Below are 23,206 nucleotides of genomic sequence, written 5' to 3'. Positions count from 1 at the left end.
GCCTGTACGAGATAGATCCGCGCAAACTCACGGCTAAGACTATCGCTTAAAATGAGGATAGCATTATGAGAACTGTAGATTTCACTCCTTTATACCGTAACGCAATTGGCTTCGATCGTTTGTTTAATATGATGGAAGCAACATCCGCGAAAAACACTTCTGGCGGTTACCCTCCTTATAACATCGAACAAAAAGACGAAAACAACTACCGTATTACTATGGCAGTTGCAGGTTTTTCTGAAGAGCAGCTAGAGCTGACTCAGAAAGAGAATACCTTGATCGTTAAAGGTGAACGTAAAGAGGAAGAAAGCAAAAACTATGTGTATCAGGGGATCGCTGAGCGTGACTTTGAACGCAAGTTCCAGTTGGCCGATTATGTAAAAGTAGTTGGTGCCAGTATGGAAAATGGGCTTTTGCATATAGAGCTGGAAAGAGAAATACCAGAAGCTATGCAACCGCGCACCATAGCCATCAATGGTAAAAAGCTTATTGAGGGCTAAAACTACAAAGTTGCTGTTAGATAAAGAGTGAAAGAGCGCCATAGGCGCTCTTTTTTGTTGCGATCATCAATCGTTACTTTTGTTGGTAGGCTTTGCCTACTTCTTCAGCAATAATTCTGATGCCTTTTTGCATCATGTCATCGTCTTGCACATAGTTCATGCGCAAACATTGGTGGGCATGTTCCCAATCATCTTCTTGACCAATAAAGAAGTACTCGCCCGGAACAATAAGAACGCCTCGCGCTTTTAATCTTTGATAGAGTTCCATGGTAGTTATCGGTAGTTCATCAAACCAAAGCCAAAGGAAAATCGCGCCTTCGGGTTTATGGATTCTAAAGCGAGGATCGGTTATTTCCCTTTGCAGTAGCTCTACTGCTCGCTGTGATTTTTGTTGGTAGAAAGGTTTGATAACCTCAGTGCTAAGCTTGAGTAGGTCATCATTTTCGATCATATGATACCCAAGAGCCGGGCCCAAACTACCAGGCGCTAGGCTAATGATGCCATTCATATTGGTGAGAGCTTGAGTGATTTCTTCGCTCGCAATCACAATTCCACAGCGTATTCCGGGCAGCCCAAGTTTCGATAGACTCATACACAAAATGGTATTTTCATTCCAAAATGGTTTTACATCCTCAAAAATAATATTGGGGAAGGGCAGCCCATAGGCGTTGTCTATCAAAAGTGGAATATTGTTGTCACGAGCGATTTGATCTAGCTTCTCTATTTCTTCATCAGTGAGAACATTACCTGTGGGGTTTGTCGGCCGTGATGCGCAAATAGCAGCGACAGACTCATCGACTTTAAGTTCTTCAAAATTCACATGGTATTTGAAAAGGCCATTATCGAGAATTTCAATATCCGGTTGGTATGAAACAAAAATATTCTCATCAACACCTGCGTCGCCATAACCTATGTACTCTGGTGCTAAAGGTAAGAGAATTTTCTTATGTGAGCCGTCAGGTTGCTGGCCTGCCAGTAAGTTAAATAGGTAAAAAAAGCCACTTTGGCTGCCGTTGGTAAGGCTGATGTTTTTAGCACTAATATCCCAGCCATAGGTTTTTTTGAGCAGATCTGCTAACGCGGTAATAAACGTATTTTTCCCTTGAGGGCCGTCATAGTTGGTCAGAGCGGCGACAAGCTCTCCATTTGAGAGCATTTTCTCACTAGCTTGTTGAAAGTAATCGAGCATTGCGGGAATGGCTGCAGGGTTGCCTCCTCCAAGCATCATGGCACCAGGAGTGCGCAGGCCATCGTTTAAGTCATCCATGAGACGAGTTATTCCGGAATATTGGTTAAACTTTTCACCAAACTTAGAGAATTGCATTTGTCGTTATACCTGATGTGTTGTGATTGTTTTTATATTAATTGCTAAAACCAGAGGTCAGTAAGGTCTCCTTGCGCAAGACTAATTGACTGTCAATGTTCAGGCAATCCTTGAACATACCTTAATGTGATCGTGAGGCAAAGGACAAAATTTGGTCGTGTAAAAAATAAAGCCCAACTTTGATAAGTTGGGCTTTATCACATGTCTATTGTTGCATGTTTTACTTTTGAAGAAGTGAAATATCTGCGATTTGTAGGAACAGGTTTCTCAACTTATTCAGAAGAGTAAGACGGTTCTTTTTCAAGGCTTCATCATCAGCCATGACCATGACATTATCAAAGAAAGCATCGACAGGCTCTCGTAAGTCCGCGAGTTTGCTCAATGCTTCTTGGTAGTTGCCAGTTGCAAAGGCTGGCTCTAGAGCTTCTGCCATGACTTCAACGTTTTCAGCCAGCGCTTTTTCGGCATCTTCTTGAAGAAGAGCAAGATCAATAGATTCTGCAAGCTTACCGTCAAACTTAGCCAGTATGTTGCCCACTCGCTTGTTAGCAGCAGCAAGCGCTTCTGCGGCTTCAAGCTCTCGGAAGTGGGAAACCGCTTTTACGCGTCTGTCGAAGTCTGCTGGTTTGGTAGGGCGGCGTGCTAGAACGGCCTGAATAATGTCTACGCTGAATCCTTCATCTTTATACCAAGCGTTAAAACGACCAAGCATGAACTCGACCACATCATCTTCAACAGTTGCATTGGTTAATTTATCGCCGAATAGGGATTTGGCTTTTGCAATAAGATCGGTCAGATCCAGATGGTAGCCATTTTCAACGATAATACGCAGGACTCCCAAAGATGCACGGCGCAAAGCAAATGGATCGCTTCCTTTTGGCGCTTGTCCAATGCCAAAAATACCCACTATGGTGTCAAGCTTATCTGCGATAGCAACAGCAGTGGACACGCCGTGTGATGGTAAAGTATCACCAGCGAAGCGCGGCATATATTGTTCATTCAGTGCTACAGCGACTTCTTCCGCTTCTCCATCGTGCCTTGCATAGTGCATGCCCATGACTCCTTGAGTGTCGGTAAACTCAAACACCATGGATGTCATTAGATCACACTTAGCTAGTAGGCCTGCCCGTTTTGATTTTTCAACGTCCGCACCGATTTGCTCAGCGATATAACCAGCTAATGCGGTAATACGATCGGTTTTATCTTTAATCGTACCGAGCTGTTTTTGGAAGATGGCTTGCTCTAGTTCAGGTAGACGGTCGATAAGAGGACGTTTTCTGTCAGTGTTAAAGAAAAACTCTGCGTCTGCTAGGCGAGGGCGAACGACCTTTTCGTTACCTTCGATGACGTACTTAGGCTCTTTCGACTCAATGTTTGATACGAAGATGAAGTTGGGTAGAAGCTTCTTGTTTTGATCGTAAACAGGGAAATACTTCTGGTCGCCTTTCATGGTGTAAACCAGAGCTTCAGAAGGTACTTTTAGGAATTCTTGTTCAAATTTGGCTGTTAATACGACAGGCCATTCAACCAGAGATGTCACTTCTTCGACTAGGTCATCTTCGAGATCGGCGATGCCGCCAACTGCTGATGCCGCTTTTTGTGCCTCGGCAATGATAATCTGTTTACGAGCCTCGTAGTCAGCCATAACTTTACCGCGCTCTTGCAATATCTCAGGGTATTGCTCAGCAGACTCGATACTGAACACTTGCTCACCCATAAAGCGATGGCCCCGAATGCTACGCCCAGACGCGACACCAAGTATTTCACCTTCGATCAACTCAGAGCCCATTAGTATGGTCAAGGTTTTTACTGGACGGATAAACTGAGTGGTTTTGTTACCCCAACGCATTGGTTTTGCAATCGGAAGGTTGGCGAGCGCTTTTGAAGCAAGATTGACTATGATTTCACTCGTTTGCTTACCTTTGACCTCTTGCTTGAACAGCAGCCATTCACCTTTGTCTGTCACCATGCGTTCGGCTTGCTCTACCGCTATTCCACAGCCACGAGCCCAGCCTTGAGCGGCTTTGGTTGGGTTGCCTTCTGCATCAAAAGCCGCTGTGATAGCAGGGCCACGTTTTTCAACAATCTTATCTGCTTGGCTTTCTTCTAGCTCAGTGACTTTAAGCGCAAGGCGTCTAGGTGCAGCAAACCACTTGATACCTTGGTGAGCAAGCTCAGCGCTTTGCAGCTCGGATTCAAAATTTGCAGCGAAGGCTTCAGCCAGTGTACGAAGCTGTGTTGGTGGAAGTTCTTCTGTACCAAGTTCGATTAGAAATTCTTTTGCCATGTTACTCTTATCCCTTACGCCTGTTCTTTCTTACACATTGGGAAGCCAAGCGCTTCACGAGATGCATAGTATGCTTCAGCAACTGACTTGGTCAGGTTGCGAATACGCAGAATATAGCGCTGACGTTCTGTTACTGAAATTGCTTTGCGGGCATCAAGCAAGTTGAATGCATGGCCTGCTTTTAAGATGCGTTCATAGGCAGGAAGCGGCAATGGCTTTTCAAGCTCAAGTAACTCACGGCATTCTTTTTCGCACTGCTCAAAGAAGCTAAATAAGAAATCAACATCAGCATGTTCGAAGTTATAGGTAGATTGCTCTACTTCATTTTGATGGAAAATGTCACCATAGGTGACAACGCTGCCATCTGGTCCTTTGTTCCATACTAAATCGTAGACAGAATCGACCTCTTGAATATACATAGCAAGGCGTTCAATGCCGTACGTTATCTCACCAGTAACAGGTTTACACTCAAGTCCACCCACTTGCTGGAAGTAAGTAAACTGAGAGATCTCCATACCATTTAGCCAGACTTCCCAACCTAGTCCCCAAGCACCTAGTGTTGGATTTTCCCAGTTATCTTCTACGAAGCGAATGTCATGTACTAGCGGGTCGACACCAAGAACTTCTAGAGAGCCTAAGTACAATTCTTGAATATTATCTGGGGATGGCTTAAGCGCGACTTGAAATTGGTAGTAGTGCTGTAGGCGGTTAGGGTTTTCACCATAACGACCATCCGTTGGACGACGAGAAGGTTGTACGTAAGCTGTTGACATGGGCTCTGGGCCAAGCGCTCGCAAACAGGTCATTGGATGCGATGTGCCAGCGCCAACCTCCATATCAAGTGGTTGAACAATAGTGCAACCATTTTGAGCCCAATAATCCTGCAGCGCGAGGATCATTCCTTGGAAGGTTTTGGTATCGTATTTGTGCATAAGTCAGGTTCGCGCAATTCTGTGATTACTTGTATTTTCGCCTGCTTCGTTGCCTTTTTAGGCAAAAAGTGCGATTCAAAGTAACTAGGGTTGAAAAAATAACAATCAAGTATACCCATAACTGGGCTATGGGAGTAGAGGTAATCTTGCTTAATTGGTAATCAAAAGTGCGATTTAATAGAATTTAAGGTGCTTATTGTTGCTATTTTTAATAAAACTTATTTTTTGATGAAAATCTGACTTGTGATTTTGGGCTATGCTCTTTAGAATTTGGCCATCTTTGGGGAGTAGCTTACCGATGAAAAATTTGTCGGTTCGTTCGTCAACATAATTGGTGCAAAATCACCATGGCGTCCGAGATTCATCGCCTGATGAGTTTAGCAAGACCTTAGATAAACATCGTGAACCGGGGTGGGGCACGGGGTTTATCTTAGGTTAAAATTATAATCCCTGCCCCATTGAGCATGTTGTGAGCGTTTTAGCTATTTCAATTACCACTGTTGCCCTAGCCGAAATAGGCGACAAAACCCAGTTATTATCCCTGCTGCTTGCCAGCCGATATCAAAAGCCTATTCCTATTATCATTGCTATCTCGTTAGCAACATTGGTTAATCATGCCTTGGCAGCTTGGTTAGGCGTGGTTGTCGCTGATCATATGCCCGCTAATATTTTAAAATGGACTTTGTTTGCTAGCTTCCTTGTGATGGCGCTTTGGATTGTTATTCCAGACAAGCTAGATGAAGACAGTAGCATGAAAAATCGCGGCGCTTTTCTAACCAGCTTTCTGGCTTTTTTTGTTGCTGAAATAGGGGATAAAACTCAAATAGCGACGTCTATTCTTGGAGCCCAATATGCCCAGGCATTAATTTTTGTCATTGCGGGAACAACAATAGGTATGTTGCTGGCGAATATACCGGTTGTTTTTATTGGCCGCATGTCTGCGGGCAGGTTACCGCTTGATATGATTCGTAAAGTAACAGCTATGTTATTTGTTGGATTGGCAGTAAGCAGTTTGGTTCTCTAATTTGTTCGGCTTTAATAAGGAGTATATTGGTAGTGTCTTGTATTAGGGCGTGACCAGTGACACACCAGTTAAACCATGGTCATGCTATGTTGGCTACGAGAATGATGTTACTCAAAGTGTTATGAAATTCTCATGAATCTTCTCCAAACTACACGAGAGGTCAATATTATGCTGACACGTTATATGGGGATATCCCCCAAAAGTCAGAGTTACCTATTTAGCTTTGGTTTGATACTGTGTTTGCTGGCAATGGCGCTGACAGACATGTGGCTGCCAATCGTTGCAGGCTCGTTTGTTCTAACTGCCCTGACTGTTGAGGCTTGGATCAGGGTTGCGCATATCCTGCCTTTACAGGAAGAGATGCGCCAAATGAAAGAGCAAGTCGATCAGTTACATTCGAAGCTAAAGTAACAGTCTAGGAACAAAAGAAAGCCGCTAATAAAAGGTTTTTGTATCTATTTAATCCCTTTTCTGATCAGGTATTGATAGGGAAGCTGCTCGGTTTGTGAATCGATTAGTTGATGATCCATAAATCGGCAAAAGCTTGGTATATCTCTGGTGGTGGAAGGGTCGTCAGCGGTCACAAGTAATATCTCACCGTCTTTCATATTGCGGATCGTCTTCCTGACCATCATTACTGGCTCTGGACAGCGCATTCCTTCAGCGTCCAGTATTTTGTCTGCCTGCTCTACATTGAACATTGTGGTCATATCTCAAGTTAACTTTAAGGGACTAGATGATACTGGCGGAGAAAAAATATTCAATAACCTCTTGGCAAACGGCACGAATTGATTTAACGTAGTTAACAACTTGATAACATTGTGTGCGGGGGTTGCTTATGAATGAGCTTGATCGATTAACAATATACTCCGTGCTTTGCTTTATGTGCTTTTGCGCTCTTGTGCTTCGTCCTTCATACGAGGTCTCACTATTACCCATAGCTGGAATGGTCGCGACAGTCTTTGGTATTTGGTTTGAGACGCGTTGTTGGCAAGAGTCTTCCGAACATCGCCAAGGTTAAGAGCTTGGTAAAAGCGCCAGTTACATTCCGATACTATCCCCATTTTTTCTTGGGCTTCCCCGCTGAAAGGCGGGATTTTTTTATCTAAATATTATGACAGCTTAAAAGTCGTTTGCTGGTTTATCTTCTAGCCAGTATATATCATCGCAGCTCGGGATTAGTATCAAGCCCAAACAAACAGAGCCTTTGCTGAGTCAGTCAAATTGTGACTGACTCTCAGTTGTTTCACTGTTAGAGTTTAATCACAACTCGCCCAGTAACCTTTCCGTTAGTGATGTCTTCTGCGTAGTTTGGCGCTTGTTCTAACTTAATTTCTGTACAGGCTTGCTCGAAGTAGCTTTGTGGTAATAGTTTGGCGAGCTTATTCCAAGCCTGAATGCGTTTTTCTGTTGGGCACATGACTGAATCGATACCTTGTAGGCGCACGTTGCGAAGAATAAATGGCATAACTGTGCTGGGTAAATCGAAACCTCCCGCGAGCCCACAGGCTGCTACAGCTCCGTTGTAGTCCATTTGGGATAAAACTTTTGCTAATACCTTACTACCAACAGTGTCTATGGCACCTGCCCAAACTTGTTTTTCTAGTGGGCGTGCCGCTTGTTCAAATTCTGAACGGTCGATTATACGCTTCGCACCAAGCTTCTCCAGCAGAGGACCGTTTTGTTCGATACGACCAGTTACTGCGTAGACTTGGTAGCCAAGCTGAGAGAGTAGGGTTATTGCCACAGAGCCCACACCACCGCTTGCACCTGTAACCAGAATGTCCCCAGAGTCTGGTTGAATTCCTGCGTCGATGAGAGCCTCAACACATAGCATGGCCGTTAAGCCCGCAGTACCTATCATCATTGCCTGTTTACTGCTAAGGCCTTCGGGTAAGGGAACAAGCCAATCTGATTGTAGACGAGCGCGCTGAGCCAAACCTCCCCAGTGATTTTCGCCTACTCCCCATCCTGTTAATACGACTTTATCACCGACTAGGAAGCGATCATTATCCGAATGAGCAACTGTGCCAGAGAGATCTATGCCAGGCACCATAGGGAAGTTACGGATGATTTTACCTTTTCCAGTGATGGCTAAGCCGTCTTTATAATTGAGAGATGAGTAATCAACATCAATTAATACATCACCATGTGGCAATTGACTTTCGTCTATCTTGTCAATACCAGCGAGAGTTTGGTTTTGTTCTTGTCTTAAAACGAGTGCGCTAAACATAAATGGTCTCCACAACCAAGCAAGAGTTTTGTTGGGCTTTGAGTTTAGATCCAAAAGGTAGATGACTGAAATGAAACTTTCGTCCAAGGTTTTTTACTTATGGATATTCTAGTGGAGTATTACTAAAAAAGCCCCACTGATAAATAGAGGGGCATAGATAGCTGGAGATTTAAGGTGGAGCTTAAGTGCTCATCTATTTGTTATGGGAGGCTAGAAGCTCCCCACTTCGCAGTTATCAAAAAGCAACAACAATTGACAAAAAAACTCCAATAGAGTTTTTTGACCACGAGTAACTCTATTGGAAATGATATTTATATGCAACAGGTTTTGTTTTATAAGAAAGGATATTCTTAAGATGGAGTCATAAGTGAAAGATATTGCCTACCGATTGAGACAGATACGCGAGGTATCTGGTTTAAGTCGTAAAGAAGTTGAACAAATTTCGCTCGGGGTATTGAAAGCTTCGTCTTTGTCTACTTTTGAAAATAACCAGTCCAAGATCAGTATTCATTACTTGGCTAATCTTGTGCAGTTTTATCGAAATCAAAGTGTAAATGTATCGTTTGATTGGGTTGTTAATGGAGAGGGAATTACCCCTTCCAAGCAAAATAATATGCTTAGAAACCTTTCCGCAGTTAACGAAGCTAATTTTTTTCGAGAGAGTCATTCTAATAGCATTATATTATCATCTGATACTTACTTTCCACCTTATATTAATGTGGGGGATTTTGTAGGTGCTGTTAAAAATGATGATGATAAAGATAAAACAAAGATAAGAGTGATCAAAATTAAAGATAAAGGCTTCAGTATATTGGAAGGTTCATTTTTTGATGATTTTTTTATTTACCGAACAGGTGATGGAGAATTGATAAACCTACCTTCGAGTAATGTTTTAGAATCTTATGATATTATATGGATAAGAAAAAACTTATGACCATTATTAACGAAAAATCAGTAATTAAGAGTGTGAGTTTAGGTGATATAAATAACATAGCTCAACTATATTATGATTTGAATAAAAAAATAAAATGCAACTATTTAACATATATGATCGAGCTAGGTGACAAAAAATTCTACTTTTCATCTTCTCAAAGTTGGCAGGAGATTTTTTAAAAGAGGAGCTTATTAATATATGCCCAATATACAAGAATGCTTTTGAGGCTATTAGAACTCATAATCATGTTTTTTCTCTCTGGGATGCGGTTGCACACAAAACTGGAGAGGAACGTGATGTAATGGATTTAAGGATGTCTCATAATATCGGGCATGGTTTAGGCTTAGCAATTAAAAGTGGAGAGATAAGGGAGTCATTTGTAATTGCCGGTGAGGCTGATGATAAATATTTTGGCTATAACATTGCAAAAAACCATAAGGTAATAGAAGATTGCTTGTCATCTTTTAGAAAGAATATTAAGCTATAATTTAGAATCAAGTAATGTTGATGTCATTTCATCGCTAATATAACAAGCTTGTTTTTTTTTATCTAAAAAAGCACCGACAAAATTCACGGTCGCGCATAAGATTTCGCACTCGTCTTTGATACTAATGTCAAAATAAAAGCTCTTATCTCTAACTTTTTTTGGGGTGAGGGTAATGGTCAGCTGATTAGGATATAGTATTTCTTTTTTACAATTTATGCTTGTTTTTGATACGATAAAAGACTTTTTAAAAAACGAATTTATACAATGCCCCTTATTAATGAAGAATAGACTTATTGCTTCGATTGAGTAGTCAATTATTTTATGTAGTGAAACATGTTGACCGGCATTCATATCGAGAAATCTAACAGGTATTTGTATCTCAAACATTATTAATCTCCTAAGTTATGGTAGGTTAGCCTAATTGATATTAAATTTTATGACAATAAAATACTTTTAAAGTTTGCATCGGAGACGCTATGAAAACAGTTCTAGTAACGGGGGCTAATCGTGGAATTGGCTACGCAACCGCCATTGCATTTAGAGATGAGGGGTATCGTGTATTGGGTACGGCTCGTCAGTCTGAAGATCGTATGAGGCTGCGTGATCAAGGTATTGAGGCCTACGAGCTTGAAATGACCAAGATTGATAGTATCGAAAGTTTATATCAGCAGCTTAAATCTGACAATTTATTGCCTGATATCTTGATTAATAATGCGGGGGTTGCTCACCTATCCCCTTTAGCTAAAACTTGTTTGCAAGATTTTGATGAAACATTGAGTGTCAATTTGCGCGCGGCGTTTTTTTTGACCCAAAAGTTTGTTGGTCATATGTCCTGTCAGCAATATGGGCGCATTGTGAGTGTGTCGAGTATTCTAAGTTCACTCCCTCAAAAAGGGTTCGCTAGTTACGCCGCAGCGAAAGCAGGCTTAGAGGCCTTTAGTCGTGTTACTGCTCTTGAATATGCCCATAAGGGAGTGACGGTAAACTGCATTGCAGCAGGTTTTGTTGATACTGATATGATTAAAGGTCTTGCCAATGCAGAGCAGCTGAAGTCTCAGATCCCGACTCGCTCCGTTGCGTCGCCAGAAGAGATTGCGCAAAGTATTTTGATGCTCACCAATCAAGCGAATATCACGGGTGAGGTGATTCAGACTAATGGCGGACTATTGATGAAACCATAGAAGTTAGGGGCAGAACAAGTCTAGCCCCTAGTCTTTGTTAGGAGGATAAAAAGAACTTATAAGATGGATTATCGGTTTCGTCTTTACATTGATAGCCAAGTTCTCTCAAATGAGAGGAAAAGCGTGAAAGATCGGATTCATCAAGCTCAAAGCCACACAGCACACGGCCGTAGTCGGCGCCATGGTTGCGGTAGTTGAATAAGCTGATATTCCAATGGGTCCCAAGAGTGCTGAGGAACTTGAGTAGTGCACCAGGATACTCAGGGAACTCGAAGCTGTAGAGACGTTCTTTCAATTGCTTTGATGGCCTGCCTCCAATCATATAGCGAATGTGTAGCTTAGCCATTTCATCCTCCGATAAATCTACCACAGGATACCCACCTTCACGCAGGTCATGGATGATGTGCTCTAGCTCTTCTTGACCGCCTTGAAGGCGCACACCGACAAATATATTTGCTAATGCATCGTCGTTATAGCGGTAGTTGAACTCAGTCACCGCACGCCCACCAATGAGATGACAAAACTCAAAAAAGGCCCCTTGACGTTCGGGAATGGTTACAGCCAGTAAGCCTTCACGTTTTTCACCAAGTTCACAACGTTCTGAAACATAGCGCAGACCATGGAAGTTAGTATTAGCACCAGATAGCACTGTGCCAAGGCTACAATTTTCGAGTTTGTTTTGCTCACTGTACTTTTTAAGGCCTGCAAGAGCCAGTGCGCCAGAAGGTTCAGCAATCGCACGGGTATCCTCGAAGATATCTTTGACTGCGGCGCAAATTTCATCACTAGAGACAGTAACATGCCCATCAAGATATTGCTGACAGAGTCTAAATGTTTCATCGCCAATACGTTTTACCGCAACGCCATCAGCAAACATACTGACTTGATCAATAACCACGGGCTCACCTGCATCAAGCGCTGCTTTAAGGCAGGCAGAATCTTCAGGCTCAACAGCGATAACTTTGATTTCTGGCATCAATTGCTTAACAAGCACAGCCACACCGGCTGCCAAACCACCGCCACCAACAGGTACAAAGATATGATCGAGGTGGCCATTTTGCTGCAGCATCTCCATCCCAATTGTCCCTTGGCCTGCAATCACTAGTGGGTGATCGAAGGGGGGAACAAAGGTATAACCATGTTGCTTGGCTAACCGTTCCGCTTCTGCTTTCGCTTCATCGAAATTATTGCCGTGTAAGACAACCTGTCCACCAAAACTGCGCACAGCATCGACTTTGATGTCTGGGGTTGTTTTTGGCATGACAATGGTGGTTTTTATGCCGAGCTTAGTACCTGATAACGCCATGCCTTGCGCGTGATTACCAGCTGAGGCGGCAATCACCCCGGCAGCTTTCTGCTCTTCTGATAAGCTGGCAACCATGTTGTAGGCGCCGCGCAACTTAAAAGAATGAACAGGCTGGCGGTCTTCTCGTTTGATCTGCACCTTATTCCCAATACGCTCACTCAAGCGTGGCATAGCTTGTAATGGCGTTACTGTTGCAGCTTCATAGACTGGCGCTCTTAGGATCTGGCGCAAGTAATCTGCGCCAGTCTGGTTCTCTTTCCCTGAAAATTCACATGCTGCCATAAGCTAGTCCTCGAGCTTAGACTTATCTCGCACTGCACCTTTGTCAGCACTGGTTGCCATACTCGCATATGCTTTTAGGGCAAAAGAAACTTCACGCTGACGATCTACGGGTTTCCAACCTAGCTCGTCTTGTTTAGCTCTGCGCTCGGCAAGCTCTTGCTCGGAGACCTCTAGTGAGATTGAGCGATTGGGAATATCAATCGCAATCATGTCGCCCTGCTTAACTAGGCCAATTGCACCTCCATTAGCCGCTTCAGGTGAGGCGTGTCCAATGGATAACCCTGATGTACCACCAGAGAAGCGCCCATCAGTCAGTAGTGCGCATTCTTTGCCAAGCCCCATAGACTTTAGATAAGTGGTTGGGTAAAGCATCTCTTGCATACCTGGGCCACCCTTAGGGCCTTCGTAGCGAATGATGACCACATCCCCTGCTTTTACCTTGCCACCAAGAATGCCTTCAACCGCATCTTCTTGGCTCTCAAAAACGACTGCAGGTCCTGTGAATTTGAGAATACTTTCATCGACGCCCGCGGTTTTGACAATGCAGCCATCAAGGGCAATGTTACCGGATAAAACGGCAAGTCCGCCTTCTTGGCTAAAGGCATTGTCTTTGGTGCGAATACAGCCATCGACACGATCATCGTCGAGGCGATCCCAGCGACAATCTTGAGAAAAGGCTTTGGTCGTGCGAATGCCAGCAGGTCCAGCTCGGTAAAACTTAAGTACATCAGCATCTTCAGTTTGCATGATGTCGTATTTAGCAAGCTGCTCTTTCATCGAGAGTCCGAGCACAGTTCGCGCATCATTGTGCAACAGACCTGCTCGGTCTAATTCACCTAGGATCGCCATTACACCGCCTGCGCGGTGTACATCTTCCATATGATACTTGGGTGTTGATGGAGCGACTTTACACAGATGTGGAACTTGTCGAGATAGACGGTCAATATCGTCCATATCGAAGTCAACTTCACCTTCTTGTGCTGCCGCAAGAAGGTGAAGAATAGTATTGGTTGAGCCACCCATTGCAATATCCAATGCCATAGCATTTTCAAAGGCGTCAAAGGTGGCGATGTTGCGTGGTAATGCAGACTCATCATCTTGTTCGTAGTAGCGACGAGTTAGCTCGACAATACGCTTACCGGCATTGATAAACAAAGCTTCACGATCGGCATGAGTTGCAAGCATTGACCCGTTACCAGGCTGAGATAAACCCAGCGCTTCGGTTAAACAGTTCATAGAGTTTGCAGTGAACATGCCAGAGCACGAACCACAGGTAGGGCACGCTGAACGTTCGACTTGCTCGCTTTGTTCATCAGATACCTTAGGGTCTGCACCTTGAATCATGGCATCAACTAAGTCGAGCTTGATAAGTTGGTCTGAAAGTTTGGTTTTACCCGCTTCCATTGGACCACCTGAAACAAAAATAACGGGAATGTTGAGGCGCATTGAAGCCATCAGCATTCCCGGTGTGATTTTGTCACAGTTTGAGATACAAACCATGGCATCAGCACAGTGTGCGTTCACCATATATTCTACTGAATCAGCAATAAGCTCACGAGATGGTAGTGAGTACAACATGCCGCCGTGGCCCATGGCAATACCATCGTCAACGGCTATTGTGTTGAACTCTTTCGCGATACCACCTGCTTTTTCTATTTCACCCGCGACCAATTGGCCCATGTCTTTGAGGTGTACATGACCGGGTACAAATTGAGTGAAAGAGTTCACTACAGCGATAATGGGCTTACCAAAATCTTCATCTTTTACGCCGGTTGCACGCCATAGAGCACGGGCGCCCGCCATGTTACGACCATGAGTGGTGGTTGCTGATCTGTATTTAGGCATTCTACTACTTCCTTAATTTGCCGTGTCTTTTGGTTAGACGTAATCCAACCAGCCCCACTTATCTTCTGTGGTGCCGTTGAAAAGTCCAAAGTAAGCTTCTTGGAGCTCTTTTGTTATTGGTCCGCGTTTTCCGCTGCCGACTTCAATCTTATCGATAGTTGCAACAGGAACGACCTCTGCTGCAGTACCTGTCATAAACACTTCGTCGGCGAGATAAAGTGCTTCACGAGCAATGTTAGCTTCTTGTACTTGATAGCCTTTATCGCGAGCGAGTGTCATGATTGAATCACGCGTGATGCCTGGCAGAATCGCGCTAGTTGCTGGAGGAGTAGTGAGGACACCATCTTTAATTACGAAAATGTTTTCACCAGCCCCTTCGGACAAGTAGCCATCGACGCTCAGCGCAATACCTTCATCATAACCGTGGCGACGAGCTTCACCACCAACGAGTAGGGATGATAGGTAGTTACCACCCGCTTTTGCTGCTGTAGGTATAGTGTTAGGTGCAGCTCGGTTCCAGCTGGAAATCATGGCGTCAACGCCTTTTTCCAGTGCTTCTTCACCTAGGTAAGATCCCCATGGGAAAGCGGCAATGATTAATTCCATTTCTGTATTTGCAGGCGGGCAAACACCAAGCCCAACATTGCCGACAAAGCCAAGCGGCCTGATGTAAGCGCTATCTAATTTATTTGCACGTACGGTTTCTCGCGTTGCTTCCATGATTTCATCGACTGAATATGGAATCGGGAAACGATAAATTTTGGCGGAATCTTTGAGCCTTTTTGCATGCTCACGATGGCGGAAGATGATTGGACCTTTTGGGGTATTGTAACAACGCACGCCTTCGAACACAGAAGTACCGTAGTGCATTGCATGAGTGAGAACATGAACATTCGCTTTGTCCCAAGGAACCAGTTCACCATTAAACCAAATAAATTCCGCTGTTTTTGTAGCCATTGTTGCCTTCCTTTATGCGCAAACTTTTTGCTGAAGATTGTTGTTAGGGAGTTGATCACTCGCAATTTGAGTCACCTCAACAGTACGCACATCCCAGAGTTTTTCAATCTGATTGGTCAGAAAAGAGATAGGTCTATAGCTATCGACAATGATTTCAACACTGGCAATCTTGCTTTCATGGTTTTGTGTCCCAGCAACCTGCCTAACAATGAAGCCGCGATGGCGAACCACTCTGAGGACGCGCTCTAGTAAAACGGGTTTATCGTCTGCTTTGATGTCGATTAAATATCTTTCCATTTTACGTGTTCTCCAGCATATCATTGTTTGACGCACCTGGTGGTACGAGTGGCCATACATTTTCTTCTTCATCAATCATGACGTGAAGTAAATACGATGTTTCACTTGCCAGCATTTCTTTGAGTGCAGGTTCCACCTCTTGCTTGGTGGTGATGGTTTTTCCTGGAATATCGAATGCTTTTGCTAGGGTTATGAAATCTGGGTTGTCATCCAGTATCGTTTCACTGTGGCGACCGTCAAAGAAGAGTGATTGCCATTGACGCACCATCCCAAGGCGTTGATTATTCAATAAAACAATTTTTACTGGGATCTGACGTCGTTTAAGTGTGCCCAGCTCTTGGATGTTCATCATGAAAGAGCCGTCACCTGTAATAAGGATAGACTGATCATCAGGTCTGGCGACAGCGGCACCCATTGCTGCCGGAAGTCCAAACCCCATAGTGCCAAGTCCAGCAGAAGTGATAAAGTTTTGCGGGTCGCGAGGCTGAATGTGTTGAGCTGCCCACATTTGATGTTGGCCTACATCTGTCGATACCATTGAACTATCTGGCATCATATCGGATAGCTGTTTTAATAGCCTAGGTGCAAAAATAAGGTCACCAGGGTGATCATAGCGCCATTTAAAACCGCTACGAAGACTTTCACTGTGCTTGACCCAAGGGGTAATATCTTGGGTTAGTTCCAATTTGGGCAGTATGGTATTGATAGTACCGCGCAAAGGAGCGTGCGCATGGCGCAGCTTGTTGATCTCTGCCGCATCAATATCAATGTGGATAACCCGAGCGTGAGGAGCAAAGGTTTCAAGTTTGCCAGTCACTCGGTCATCAAAGCGAGCGCCGACAGCAATCAATAAGTCACATTCTTGAACGACTAAGTTTGCTGCTTTAGTACCGTGCATCCCTAGCATACCTAAATAATGAGGATCATGGCGCTCTATAGTACCTAGGCCTTTTAAGGTGCTTACCGAAGGCATAGGATTTAAGCGTAAGAACTCGCGTACCGTCTCGGTTGCCTTGCCAAGTTGCACGCCGCCACCGACATAAAGAACAGGGCGCGAACTCTGCGATAGCAGGTTTTGTGCTGCAAACAGCGCTTGCTCATCAGGTTGTGGGGAAGTGGGTGGAGTGAAAGGTGGTAATACATCAACTGGCGCTTGAGCAAGTTGGACATCTTTAGCAATATCAACGATAACGGGGCCTGGTCTGCCCGCTTTGGCAACTTCAAATGCTTCGGCAAGGGTTGGTGCTAATTCATCAATATCCGTAACTAGATAGCTATGTTTGGTGCAAGAAAGCGACATACCTATCACATCCATTTCTTGGAATGCGTCTGTACCTATGTGAGAACTTGCGACTTGACCAGTGATGGCCACCATAGGGATTGAATCCATGAAGGCGTCTGCAAGACCAGTCACTAGGTTAGTGGCGCCGGGCCCTGAAGTGGCCATACAGACGGCAACATCTTGCGTGGCTCGAGCCATACCAATGGCTGCCATTGCAGCTCCCTGCTCATGGCGACAGAGTATATGTTCAACGCCACCATCATAGAGCGCATCATAGATTGGCATTATGGCACCACCTGGATAGCCAAATACCGTTTTAATGCCTTGTTGCTTAAGGGCTGCAACGACTAATTCAGCACCTGTCATTGAGTGCCCCCTATCTTGCTTGGTATTCTTTTTGTTGTGTTGCACCTCATGTGCGCTCCCCATTCTTCCTGCCCGTTATTGGCCGAGCTAAGTTTTCCGACTCATTTAAATTTGTGATTATTATTTTGCTGTTAGCAGCGTTTAAGTTGAAAAAAACCCCCGAACTTTTCAGTGCGGGGGTTTTTTCAAATTTGGTGTTTATTTTTCGCCCACCAGCCCCCGCGCGGAATCAATAATTACCACGATAATCAGGTTAATCAGCAGGTTGATGTGAGCGTTGTTATTCATGTTTTCTTGTAATGCTTTATTTATGTAATTTGATACTAAATGTTTGCGTCCTTAGTGGTAACACAGAATTCTGTTACATGACAAGCAAAATATCATTCTTTTTTCACATTCTTTCATTATCTCTGCAGGTTATATAACAAGCTTGTCGTCAAATTAAACCAATTATCAGATAGATAAGTCGATTATCTGGGAGTAAGAAAGTTATGGGACTTGCGATCATCTATAGCCGGGCATCGGTCGGCGTTGAAGCCCCTTTGGTGGCAGTTGAGGTGCACATTAGTAATGGTATGCCAGGTTTTACTTTGGTCGGGTTGCCAGAAACAACAGTCAAAGAATCACGAGATAGGGTAAGAAGTGCGATTATCAACTCACGATTTGAGTTTCCAGCGAAACGAATCACAGTGAACTTAGCTCCAGCAGATTTACCCAAAGAGGGCGGGCGATTTGATTTACCTATAGCTCTTGGCATTCTGGCTGCCTCCGAACAAATCCCTGTGGAGGGTTTATCAAGTCGCGAGTTTGTTGGTGAGTTGGCACTGTCGGGTAAGCTGCGCAGAGTAAAAGGGGTTTTGCCTGCAGCTTTAGCTGCCAATAAGGTGAGAAGACGCTTGGTTGTGCCTCATTTCAACGGCGATCAAGCTGCGTTGGTTGGGCATGATACACACCAATCAGCAGATAGTTTACTTGAAGTTTGTGCTGATATTTGTGGCCAGCAGTCGCTAGATTTACATCAAAGCATGAACCAAATCCAGATTGTTGAACAAAAGCGCGATCTGCAAGATATCATAGGTCAGCAGCAAGGAAAGCGAGCTCTAGAGATTGCGGCTGCGGGTAACCACAACTTACTTTTTCTTGGCCCCCCGGGAACAGGAAAAACTATGTTGGCGTCGCGTTTGTGTGATTTATTGCCAGATATGACTGAAGAAGAAGCAATGGAGACGGCTTCTGTGGCTTCTTTGACCCAGCAAGACATCAATGCGCTTAACTGGAAAAAGCGCCCCTTTCGTGCTCCGCACCATTCAAGTTCTATGGCTGCTTTAGTCGGTGGTGGGACTATTCCAAGGCCCGGAGAGATTTCGTTAGCGCATAATGGTTTATTGTTTCTAGATGAAATGCCTGAATTTGAAAGGAAAGTGCTGGATTCTTTGCGAGAGCCGCTCGAATCTGGAGAAATTATCATTTCAAGAGCGCAGGGAAAAACTCGCTTTCCAGCGCGTTTTCAGTTGGTTGGCGCCTTAAATCCAAGCCCAACAGGCTACTATGACGATCATCATTCGAGAGCCAATCCGCAAATTGTTTTGCGTTATCTGAGTCGACTTTCTGGTCCTTTGCTAGATCGCTTTGACATGTCTATTGAAATACCGGCACTGCCCAAAGGTACTTTGTCTGAGGGAGGGGAGCGAGGAGAGCCAACTAAGGTTGTTAAAACCAGAGTAGAGCAGGCAAGGTATTACATGCTGGAGCGAGCGGGTAAGGTTAATGCTTTGCTTGGCAGTCGAGAAATGGAGCGGTACTGCCCGCTTGAAAAACAAGATGCTCAATTTTTAGAAGCGGCTTTGCATCAGCTTGGTTTGTCGATACGCGCGTATCACAGGATCATCAAAGTGGCTCGAACCATTGCAGACCTTGATGGTCAAGAACGTATTGCGCGCCATCACATAGCTGAAGCCTTAGGTTATAGAGCTATGGATCGTTTACTTAAGCAACTGACTAATCAAGCAGTATAATGGCCCACAGTTTGTGGGCCATTTGATTTAGAACTTGTAGTTCATACCTACAGTGACGAGATATTGCTTCATATCGAAGAAATCAATATTTGAGTCAGACTCTGTATAGCCAGAAAGGGAAATCAAAGACCAGTTTTTCCAACCCATAAAGTTTTTGTATTCATAAGCAGCAAAGAAGCTTAACTCATCGTCTTCACGAACCTTGTCATAGATGGGGTTGGTGCCATCAAACGAGCGGTTGGTGTAGCCAGCAGTCAGTGCTAGCTGGTGTCTATCGAATATTCTAAGGTAGGTGAGCTCTCCACCCACAGAAGTGAGAGAATTTGCATCGCCATCCGCGTCTGTTTTGATGTAGGTAAGAGAAGGTTGTATAAAAGAGCTTCTACTTAATGGTTGTCTGTAGTCGCCCTTGACATAGATAGATTTGGAGTCACGTTGTAAGTTATTTAAATCGGTAGGACTTAATCCCGAGTATGATGTTCCAGATTGTTCATTCTCTATCTCTCTATTGGCATAAGCTGTATCTAAACTAAATCTGGAGCCCATTATTTTATTGAACTTAAGACGAAATGCGTTGCCTTTTTCATCTGTGGTTTGACGTTCTTGGTTGGTTAAATAAGGGTCTGACCAAGCTTCACCAGGCATCAGAGTTGGTAAAAATGAGGCGTCAACGATAGTTCCTGACTCTAATTGCTGTTTATAGCCAACTTCAAGAATGAGATTACCGACAGCGATATCTTCACGAGATGTACCTACATAGACCTGCTTGTCTGAGCTTGAACCAAAAGTATAAGCGATTGAACCTAGTGGTAGCAGCAGTCCCCCACTATCTTTTGAGGCATCTTGATTGACGTCAGTAATTATTTTATCACCGCTGGTGTTGAGATTAGAAGTTGTTGAGGCAAAGCCAGCACTAAGTGCAAACTCTCCACTAAGTCCTGAGTGCTCCGCTAGCTGTGCTTGTGCGCCAGAGGCCATAAGCGAAAGAGCTAACAACGAGAGTCTAGTTTTCATTCGGTGATTTCCTTGTCATTAATTTATCGGAGTTAAGTGAAAATTGGGGGTATTCTCGCAGAACTTGTCTGACCTGCGTCAGAGAGAGTACAAAACTCTGTCATATCGATTTCAATATGACCATGGGATTGTATAATTACACGCTGTTTTCATCTTCAACAGCTGAAGCCTTTAAATTCTACTCGAGATCTCATTATTATTTAGTCTTATGTTTGCATATCCAATTCTTGTATTGAATTCCACCTTAGTCATACTGAACTCTGCGTTTTGTTCAGTACTAATATGTATGATTGCTATGATAAAAATGACCTTGCCAACCGCTCAGTTGAAAGCAAAATCGACAGCAGTGGCTAATGGTGTTATGTGGCTTTGGGCAACGATCAATGCAGGCATTCTATCTGTTACGAATTCTATCGAATGGGATATAGAGGTTGATGATAATTTGCGCAAAGACGGTTGGTATTTGCTCATAAGTAATCACTTAAGTTGGACAGATATTGTGGTGTTGTGCTGTGTATTTAAAGACCGCATTCCCATGCCGAAGTTTTTTCTTAAGCAGCAGTTACTCTATGTGCCATTTATTGGTATGGCTTGCTGGGCTTTAGATATGCCCTTTATGCGTCGCTATTCAAGGGAGTACCTGCTGCGTCATCCAGAAAAGCGTGGTCAAGACCTTGCAACGACTCGGCGTTCTTGCGCTAAGTTTAAACACACACCAACCACAGTCGTTAATTATGTTGAAGGAACGCGTTTTACCACACAAAAACAGCAAAAAAGCGCTGCTGGGTATCAATACCTACTGCAACCTAAAAGTGGTGGCATAGCCTACACTCTGGCCGCGATGGGGGAGCAGTTTGATAATGTTATTGATGTGACCTTGGCTTACCCCAGCAACAATCAAAGTCCATTTCGAGATTTATTAACTGGACGCATGAAAAAAGTCGTGGTGCGTAGCCAAGTATTGCCAGTAGATGAAACACTAAAAGGTGATTATTTTAACGACAAACCCTACAAGCGTCAGTTTCAACAATGGCTTGGGGATGTGTGGCAAGAAAAAGATCAGCAGCTAAAAGACATTCATCAGAGTGAAAAAATCAGGTATTGAGAGTAGCAAAAGAAGATGAAGTTCCTTTTTTGCTACTCTGGATAAGCGACTATTTTTTGGTAACTAGGAAATTAACCAGTTCGAAATACTCATCTATGGTCTTGAGGCCTTGAGCTTCAACAAGATATTTATTGTTGACTATCACAGCAGGTACCCCTGTAAGTCCACTTTGTTCAAATTGCTTATCAAAGCGGCGCGCCATGGAATCTACCGCAAAACCTTTGAATGCGGCATCAAATTTCTTGGCATCAATACCTTGGTCAAGAAAAATTTGGCGCAGCTCTTGCTCATTTTGAGGTGACTTGCGCATATTGTGGATACGATTAAACATCACAGGGATCATTTTGTCTTCAGCTTTTAGCACCACCATGGTTGCGTAGGCTCTGCTCATAGGCGCTCCCATACTGCCCCCCATAAAAGACACATGGACTTTTTGAAACTTGGTGTCTTTAGGAAGCTGAGCTTTGAGCTGCTGAATGATGGGTTCAAAAGTGTTACAGTGGGGGCAGAAAAAGGAGAAGTACTCGGTGACCGTTGGCTTTTTGGATGCTTCCAAGTCGAGAACTTTGTAATGTTCCCCTTCTTTGTATTGGGCAGCTTGAGCAGACAGGCTCAGCATGACAGTTGCGACAAGTGCAAACAGCTTTTTCATTGTTGACTCCGTGTTGATTATTTGGGCTTCTTACCACTGTGGCATGAGTGAGAGTGGTGGCTCACTGAGTGCCGAGATTTGTTCTTTAAAAGCCAGAACTTGGCTTTCCCAGTATTTTGCGTCATTGAACCAAGGAAAGGCGATTGGAAATGCAGGATCTTGCCATCGCTTGGCTAACCATGCCATGTAATGCACCATGCGTAGACCACGTAACGGTTCAATTAGTTTCAGTTGGTTAGTGTCGAAATCGTTAAATTCTTGATACGCCTCCAAGATAATATCAAGTTGTGCCAGTTTTTCAGAGCGTTCACCGCTTAATAGCATCCATAAATCTTGTATTGCAGGTCCATTGCGCGAATCGTCGAGATCGACAAACATCGGACCGTCACGCCAGAGAATATTGCCAGGATGACAGTCGCCGTGCAGGCGAATGATGTCATCAGACCCATTCCAATGCTGTTTAATAGACTGGATAAGTAAGTCTAAATCATTGAAAAAAGCCGTTTCTAAATGAGTGGGGATAAACTGAGACTGCTCAAGTAGTTGGCGTGGTTTATATAAGTATTCATCCAAGCCAATGGTGGGTCTGTGCTGAAAGGGGATTCTTGAGCCTACTTTATGAATTCGTCCTAAAAACCGTCCTACCCCTTCAAGTTGATCAAGGTTATCCACTTCAAATTGTCTCCCTCCTACACTTGCAAAGAGGGCGAAGAGGTAGCCTTGGTATTGGTGCAATGTTTTGTCTTGGATTTTTACAGGAGGCGCCACTGGGATCTCCGACTCTACTAACTCTAGTGTAAAGTCATGCTCTTCCTGTATTTGCAATAAAGTCCAACGTTCTGGACGATAGAATTTAACCACATAGCGTTGGCGCTGCTCATCGGTGAACTGATAGACGCGATTTTCATAACTATTGAGTGGTAAGAAACCAGATTCTGCTCGAATTCCAATGCTTTCTATGGCGTACCACATAAAGTCTGGAGTTAATGCATCGAAGTTAAAAGCTTGTTGTGTCATAGGTCAAAGGATCCGCAGCTGACGTGTTGTAGCTGGTGTAATGGCTTGTAATAAAAGCTCGACGACTTCATATGGAATAATATACATCAAGGGGCGACATTAGGATACCTAACGAATAAATCAGCCAGAGTATAAGTGATTGCTTCTTTATTACTAGTCTTGCTTC

At 43.9% G+C, this 23,206-nt stretch carries 23 protein-coding genes; 9 read left to right on the top strand and 14 right to left on the bottom strand.

Annotated elements, in window-relative coordinates; all coding sequences use genetic code 11:
• Positions 1-65 precede the first annotated feature (65 nt).
• Entirely contained in the window at positions 66-500 is a 435-nt protein-coding gene (locus AAFM34_RS04310; RefSeq protein WP_341660319.1) for an Hsp20 family protein, read from the top strand.
• A gap of 73 nt (positions 501-573) precedes the next feature.
• Here the strand turns inward: AAFM34_RS04310 and AAFM34_RS04305 are convergent, their stop codons facing one another.
• From AAFM34_RS04305 to glyQ, 3 genes are all read right to left on the bottom strand, one after another.
• Positions 574-1,824: a valine--pyruvate transaminase gene (locus tag AAFM34_RS04305; RefSeq protein ID WP_341660317.1), complete on the bottom strand. Its 1,251-nt coding sequence runs from the start codon at positions 1,822-1,824 to the stop codon at positions 574-576.
• 220 nt (positions 1,825-2,044) lie between these two features.
• Entirely contained in the window at positions 2,045-4,111 is a 2,067-nt protein-coding gene (gene glyS, locus AAFM34_RS04300; RefSeq protein ID WP_341660315.1) for a glycine--tRNA ligase subunit beta, read from the bottom strand.
• Positions 4,112-4,125: 14 nt separating this feature from the next.
• On the bottom strand, positions 4,126-5,043 hold the full coding sequence (gene glyQ / locus AAFM34_RS04295) for a glycine--tRNA ligase subunit alpha (RefSeq protein ID WP_341660313.1): 918 nt from the start codon (positions 5,041-5,043) through the stop codon (positions 4,126-4,128).
• Between the two features lie 469 nt (positions 5,044-5,512).
• Here glyQ and AAFM34_RS04290 point away from each other — a divergent pair, with 469 nt between their 5' ends.
• Together AAFM34_RS04290 and AAFM34_RS04285 are read left to right on the top strand one after the other, a co-directional pair.
• Positions 5,513-6,067 (top strand): TMEM165/GDT1 family protein, encoded by a 555-nt coding sequence (locus tag AAFM34_RS04290; protein ID WP_341660311.1) that lies wholly within the window; start codon positions 5,513-5,515, stop codon positions 6,065-6,067.
• Between the two features lie 168 nt (positions 6,068-6,235).
• A complete protein-coding gene (locus AAFM34_RS04285) occupies positions 6,236-6,478 on the top strand; it encodes a hypothetical protein (protein ID WP_341660396.1) in 243 nt (80 codons plus the stop codon).
• Between the two features lie 44 nt (positions 6,479-6,522).
• Here AAFM34_RS04285 and tusA read toward each other — a convergent pair whose 3' ends face one another.
• Entirely contained in the window at positions 6,523-6,777 is a 255-nt protein-coding gene (tusA, locus tag AAFM34_RS04280) for a sulfurtransferase TusA (protein ID WP_371833249.1), read from the bottom strand.
• 128 nt (positions 6,778-6,905) lie between these two features.
• Between tusA and AAFM34_RS04275 the strand changes: the two genes are divergently transcribed.
• A complete protein-coding gene (locus tag AAFM34_RS04275) occupies positions 6,906-7,088 on the top strand; it encodes a hypothetical protein (RefSeq protein WP_341660309.1) in 183 nt (60 codons plus the stop codon).
• A gap of 231 nt (positions 7,089-7,319) precedes the next feature.
• Here AAFM34_RS04275 and AAFM34_RS04270 read toward each other — a convergent pair whose 3' ends face one another.
• Positions 7,320-8,300 (bottom strand): MDR family oxidoreductase, encoded by a 981-nt coding sequence (locus AAFM34_RS04270; RefSeq protein WP_341660307.1) that lies wholly within the window; start codon positions 8,298-8,300, stop codon positions 7,320-7,322.
• 367 nt (positions 8,301-8,667) lie between these two features.
• On the opposite strand from AAFM34_RS04270, the gene AAFM34_RS04265 reads away from it, so the two are divergent.
• Complete coding sequence (locus AAFM34_RS04265) at positions 8,668-9,234, top strand: helix-turn-helix transcriptional regulator (protein WP_341660305.1); 567 nt, start codon at positions 8,668-8,670, stop codon at positions 9,232-9,234.
• Between the two features lie 160 nt (positions 9,235-9,394).
• Complete coding sequence (locus AAFM34_RS04260) at positions 9,395-9,721, top strand: hypothetical protein (RefSeq protein WP_341660303.1); 327 nt, start codon at positions 9,395-9,397, stop codon at positions 9,719-9,721.
• Here the strand turns inward: AAFM34_RS04260 and AAFM34_RS04255 are convergent.
• The gene (locus tag AAFM34_RS04255; protein ID WP_341660301.1) at positions 9,716-10,108 is read right to left on the bottom strand and encodes an acyl-CoA thioesterase; all 393 of its coding nucleotides are present in this window, start codon (positions 10,106-10,108) and stop codon (positions 9,716-9,718) included. The genes AAFM34_RS04260 and AAFM34_RS04255 overlap by 6 nt on opposite strands.
• 89 nt (positions 10,109-10,197) lie before the next feature.
• Here AAFM34_RS04255 and AAFM34_RS04250 point away from each other — a divergent pair, with 89 nt between their 5' ends.
• Positions 10,198-10,902 (top strand): SDR family oxidoreductase, encoded by a 705-nt coding sequence (locus tag AAFM34_RS04250; protein ID WP_341660299.1) that lies wholly within the window; start codon positions 10,198-10,200, stop codon positions 10,900-10,902.
• Positions 10,903-10,939: 37 nt separating this feature from the next.
• Here the strand turns inward: AAFM34_RS04250 and ilvA are convergent, their stop codons facing one another.
• The 5 genes from ilvA to ilvG are packed head-to-tail and all read right to left on the bottom strand — an operon-like array spanning position 10,940 to position 17,237.
• Complete coding sequence (gene ilvA, locus AAFM34_RS04245; protein ID WP_341660297.1) at positions 10,940-12,490, bottom strand: threonine ammonia-lyase, biosynthetic; 1,551 nt, start codon at positions 12,488-12,490, stop codon at positions 10,940-10,942.
• A 3-nt stretch (positions 12,491-12,493) separates the two neighbouring features.
• On the bottom strand, positions 12,494-14,335 hold the full coding sequence (gene ilvD / locus AAFM34_RS04240) for a dihydroxy-acid dehydratase (protein WP_341660295.1): 1,842 nt from the start codon (positions 14,333-14,335) through the stop codon (positions 12,494-12,496).
• Positions 14,336-14,368: 33 nt separating this feature from the next.
• Positions 14,369-15,292 (bottom strand): branched-chain-amino-acid transaminase, encoded by a 924-nt coding sequence (ilvE, locus tag AAFM34_RS04235; RefSeq protein ID WP_341660293.1) that lies wholly within the window; start codon positions 15,290-15,292, stop codon positions 14,369-14,371.
• Positions 15,293-15,304: 12 nt separating this feature from the next.
• Positions 15,305-15,589 (bottom strand): acetolactate synthase 2 small subunit, encoded by a 285-nt coding sequence (gene ilvM / locus AAFM34_RS04230; RefSeq protein WP_341660291.1) that lies wholly within the window; start codon positions 15,587-15,589, stop codon positions 15,305-15,307.
• 1 nt (position 15,590) lies between these two features.
• Positions 15,591-17,237, bottom strand: a complete 1,647-nt coding sequence (gene ilvG, locus AAFM34_RS04225) for an acetolactate synthase 2 catalytic subunit (RefSeq protein ID WP_341660392.1) — start codon at positions 17,235-17,237, stop codon at positions 15,591-15,593.
• A gap of 491 nt (positions 17,238-17,728) precedes the next feature.
• Between ilvG and AAFM34_RS04220 the strand changes: the two genes are divergently transcribed.
• Entirely contained in the window at positions 17,729-19,252 is a 1,524-nt protein-coding gene (locus tag AAFM34_RS04220; protein WP_341660289.1) for a YifB family Mg chelatase-like AAA ATPase, read from the top strand.
• A 27-nt stretch (positions 19,253-19,279) separates the two neighbouring features.
• Here the strand turns inward: AAFM34_RS04220 and AAFM34_RS04215 are convergent, their stop codons facing one another.
• Positions 19,280-20,266 (bottom strand): DUF2860 domain-containing protein, encoded by a 987-nt coding sequence (locus tag AAFM34_RS04215; protein ID WP_341660287.1) that lies wholly within the window; start codon positions 20,264-20,266, stop codon positions 19,280-19,282.
• Positions 20,267-20,474: 208 nt separating this feature from the next.
• Between AAFM34_RS04215 and AAFM34_RS04210 the strand changes: the two genes are divergently transcribed.
• Positions 20,475-21,371 carry an acyltransferase gene (locus AAFM34_RS04210; protein ID WP_341660285.1) on the top strand — a complete coding sequence of 299 codons (897 nt, stop codon included), beginning with the start codon at positions 20,475-20,477 and terminating at the stop codon, positions 21,369-21,371.
• 49 nt (positions 21,372-21,420) lie between these two features.
• Here the strand turns inward: AAFM34_RS04210 and AAFM34_RS04205 are convergent, their stop codons facing one another.
• Together AAFM34_RS04205 and AAFM34_RS04200 are read right to left on the bottom strand one after the other, a co-directional pair.
• Positions 21,421-22,023 (bottom strand): thiol:disulfide interchange protein DsbA/DsbL, encoded by a 603-nt coding sequence (locus AAFM34_RS04205; RefSeq protein WP_341660283.1) that lies wholly within the window; start codon positions 22,021-22,023, stop codon positions 21,421-21,423.
• Positions 22,024-22,053: 30 nt separating this feature from the next.
• Positions 22,054-23,040, bottom strand: a complete 987-nt coding sequence (locus AAFM34_RS04200) for a serine/threonine protein kinase (RefSeq protein WP_341660281.1) — start codon at positions 23,038-23,040, stop codon at positions 22,054-22,056.
• Between the last annotated feature and the right edge of the window lie 166 nt (positions 23,041-23,206).

It is taken from the genome of Vibrio sp. (assembly GCF_038138445.1).
Taxonomy (GTDB): domain Bacteria; phylum Pseudomonadota; class Gammaproteobacteria; order Enterobacterales; family Vibrionaceae; genus Vibrio.
This window is presented reverse-complemented; position numbering and strand designations above follow the sequence as displayed.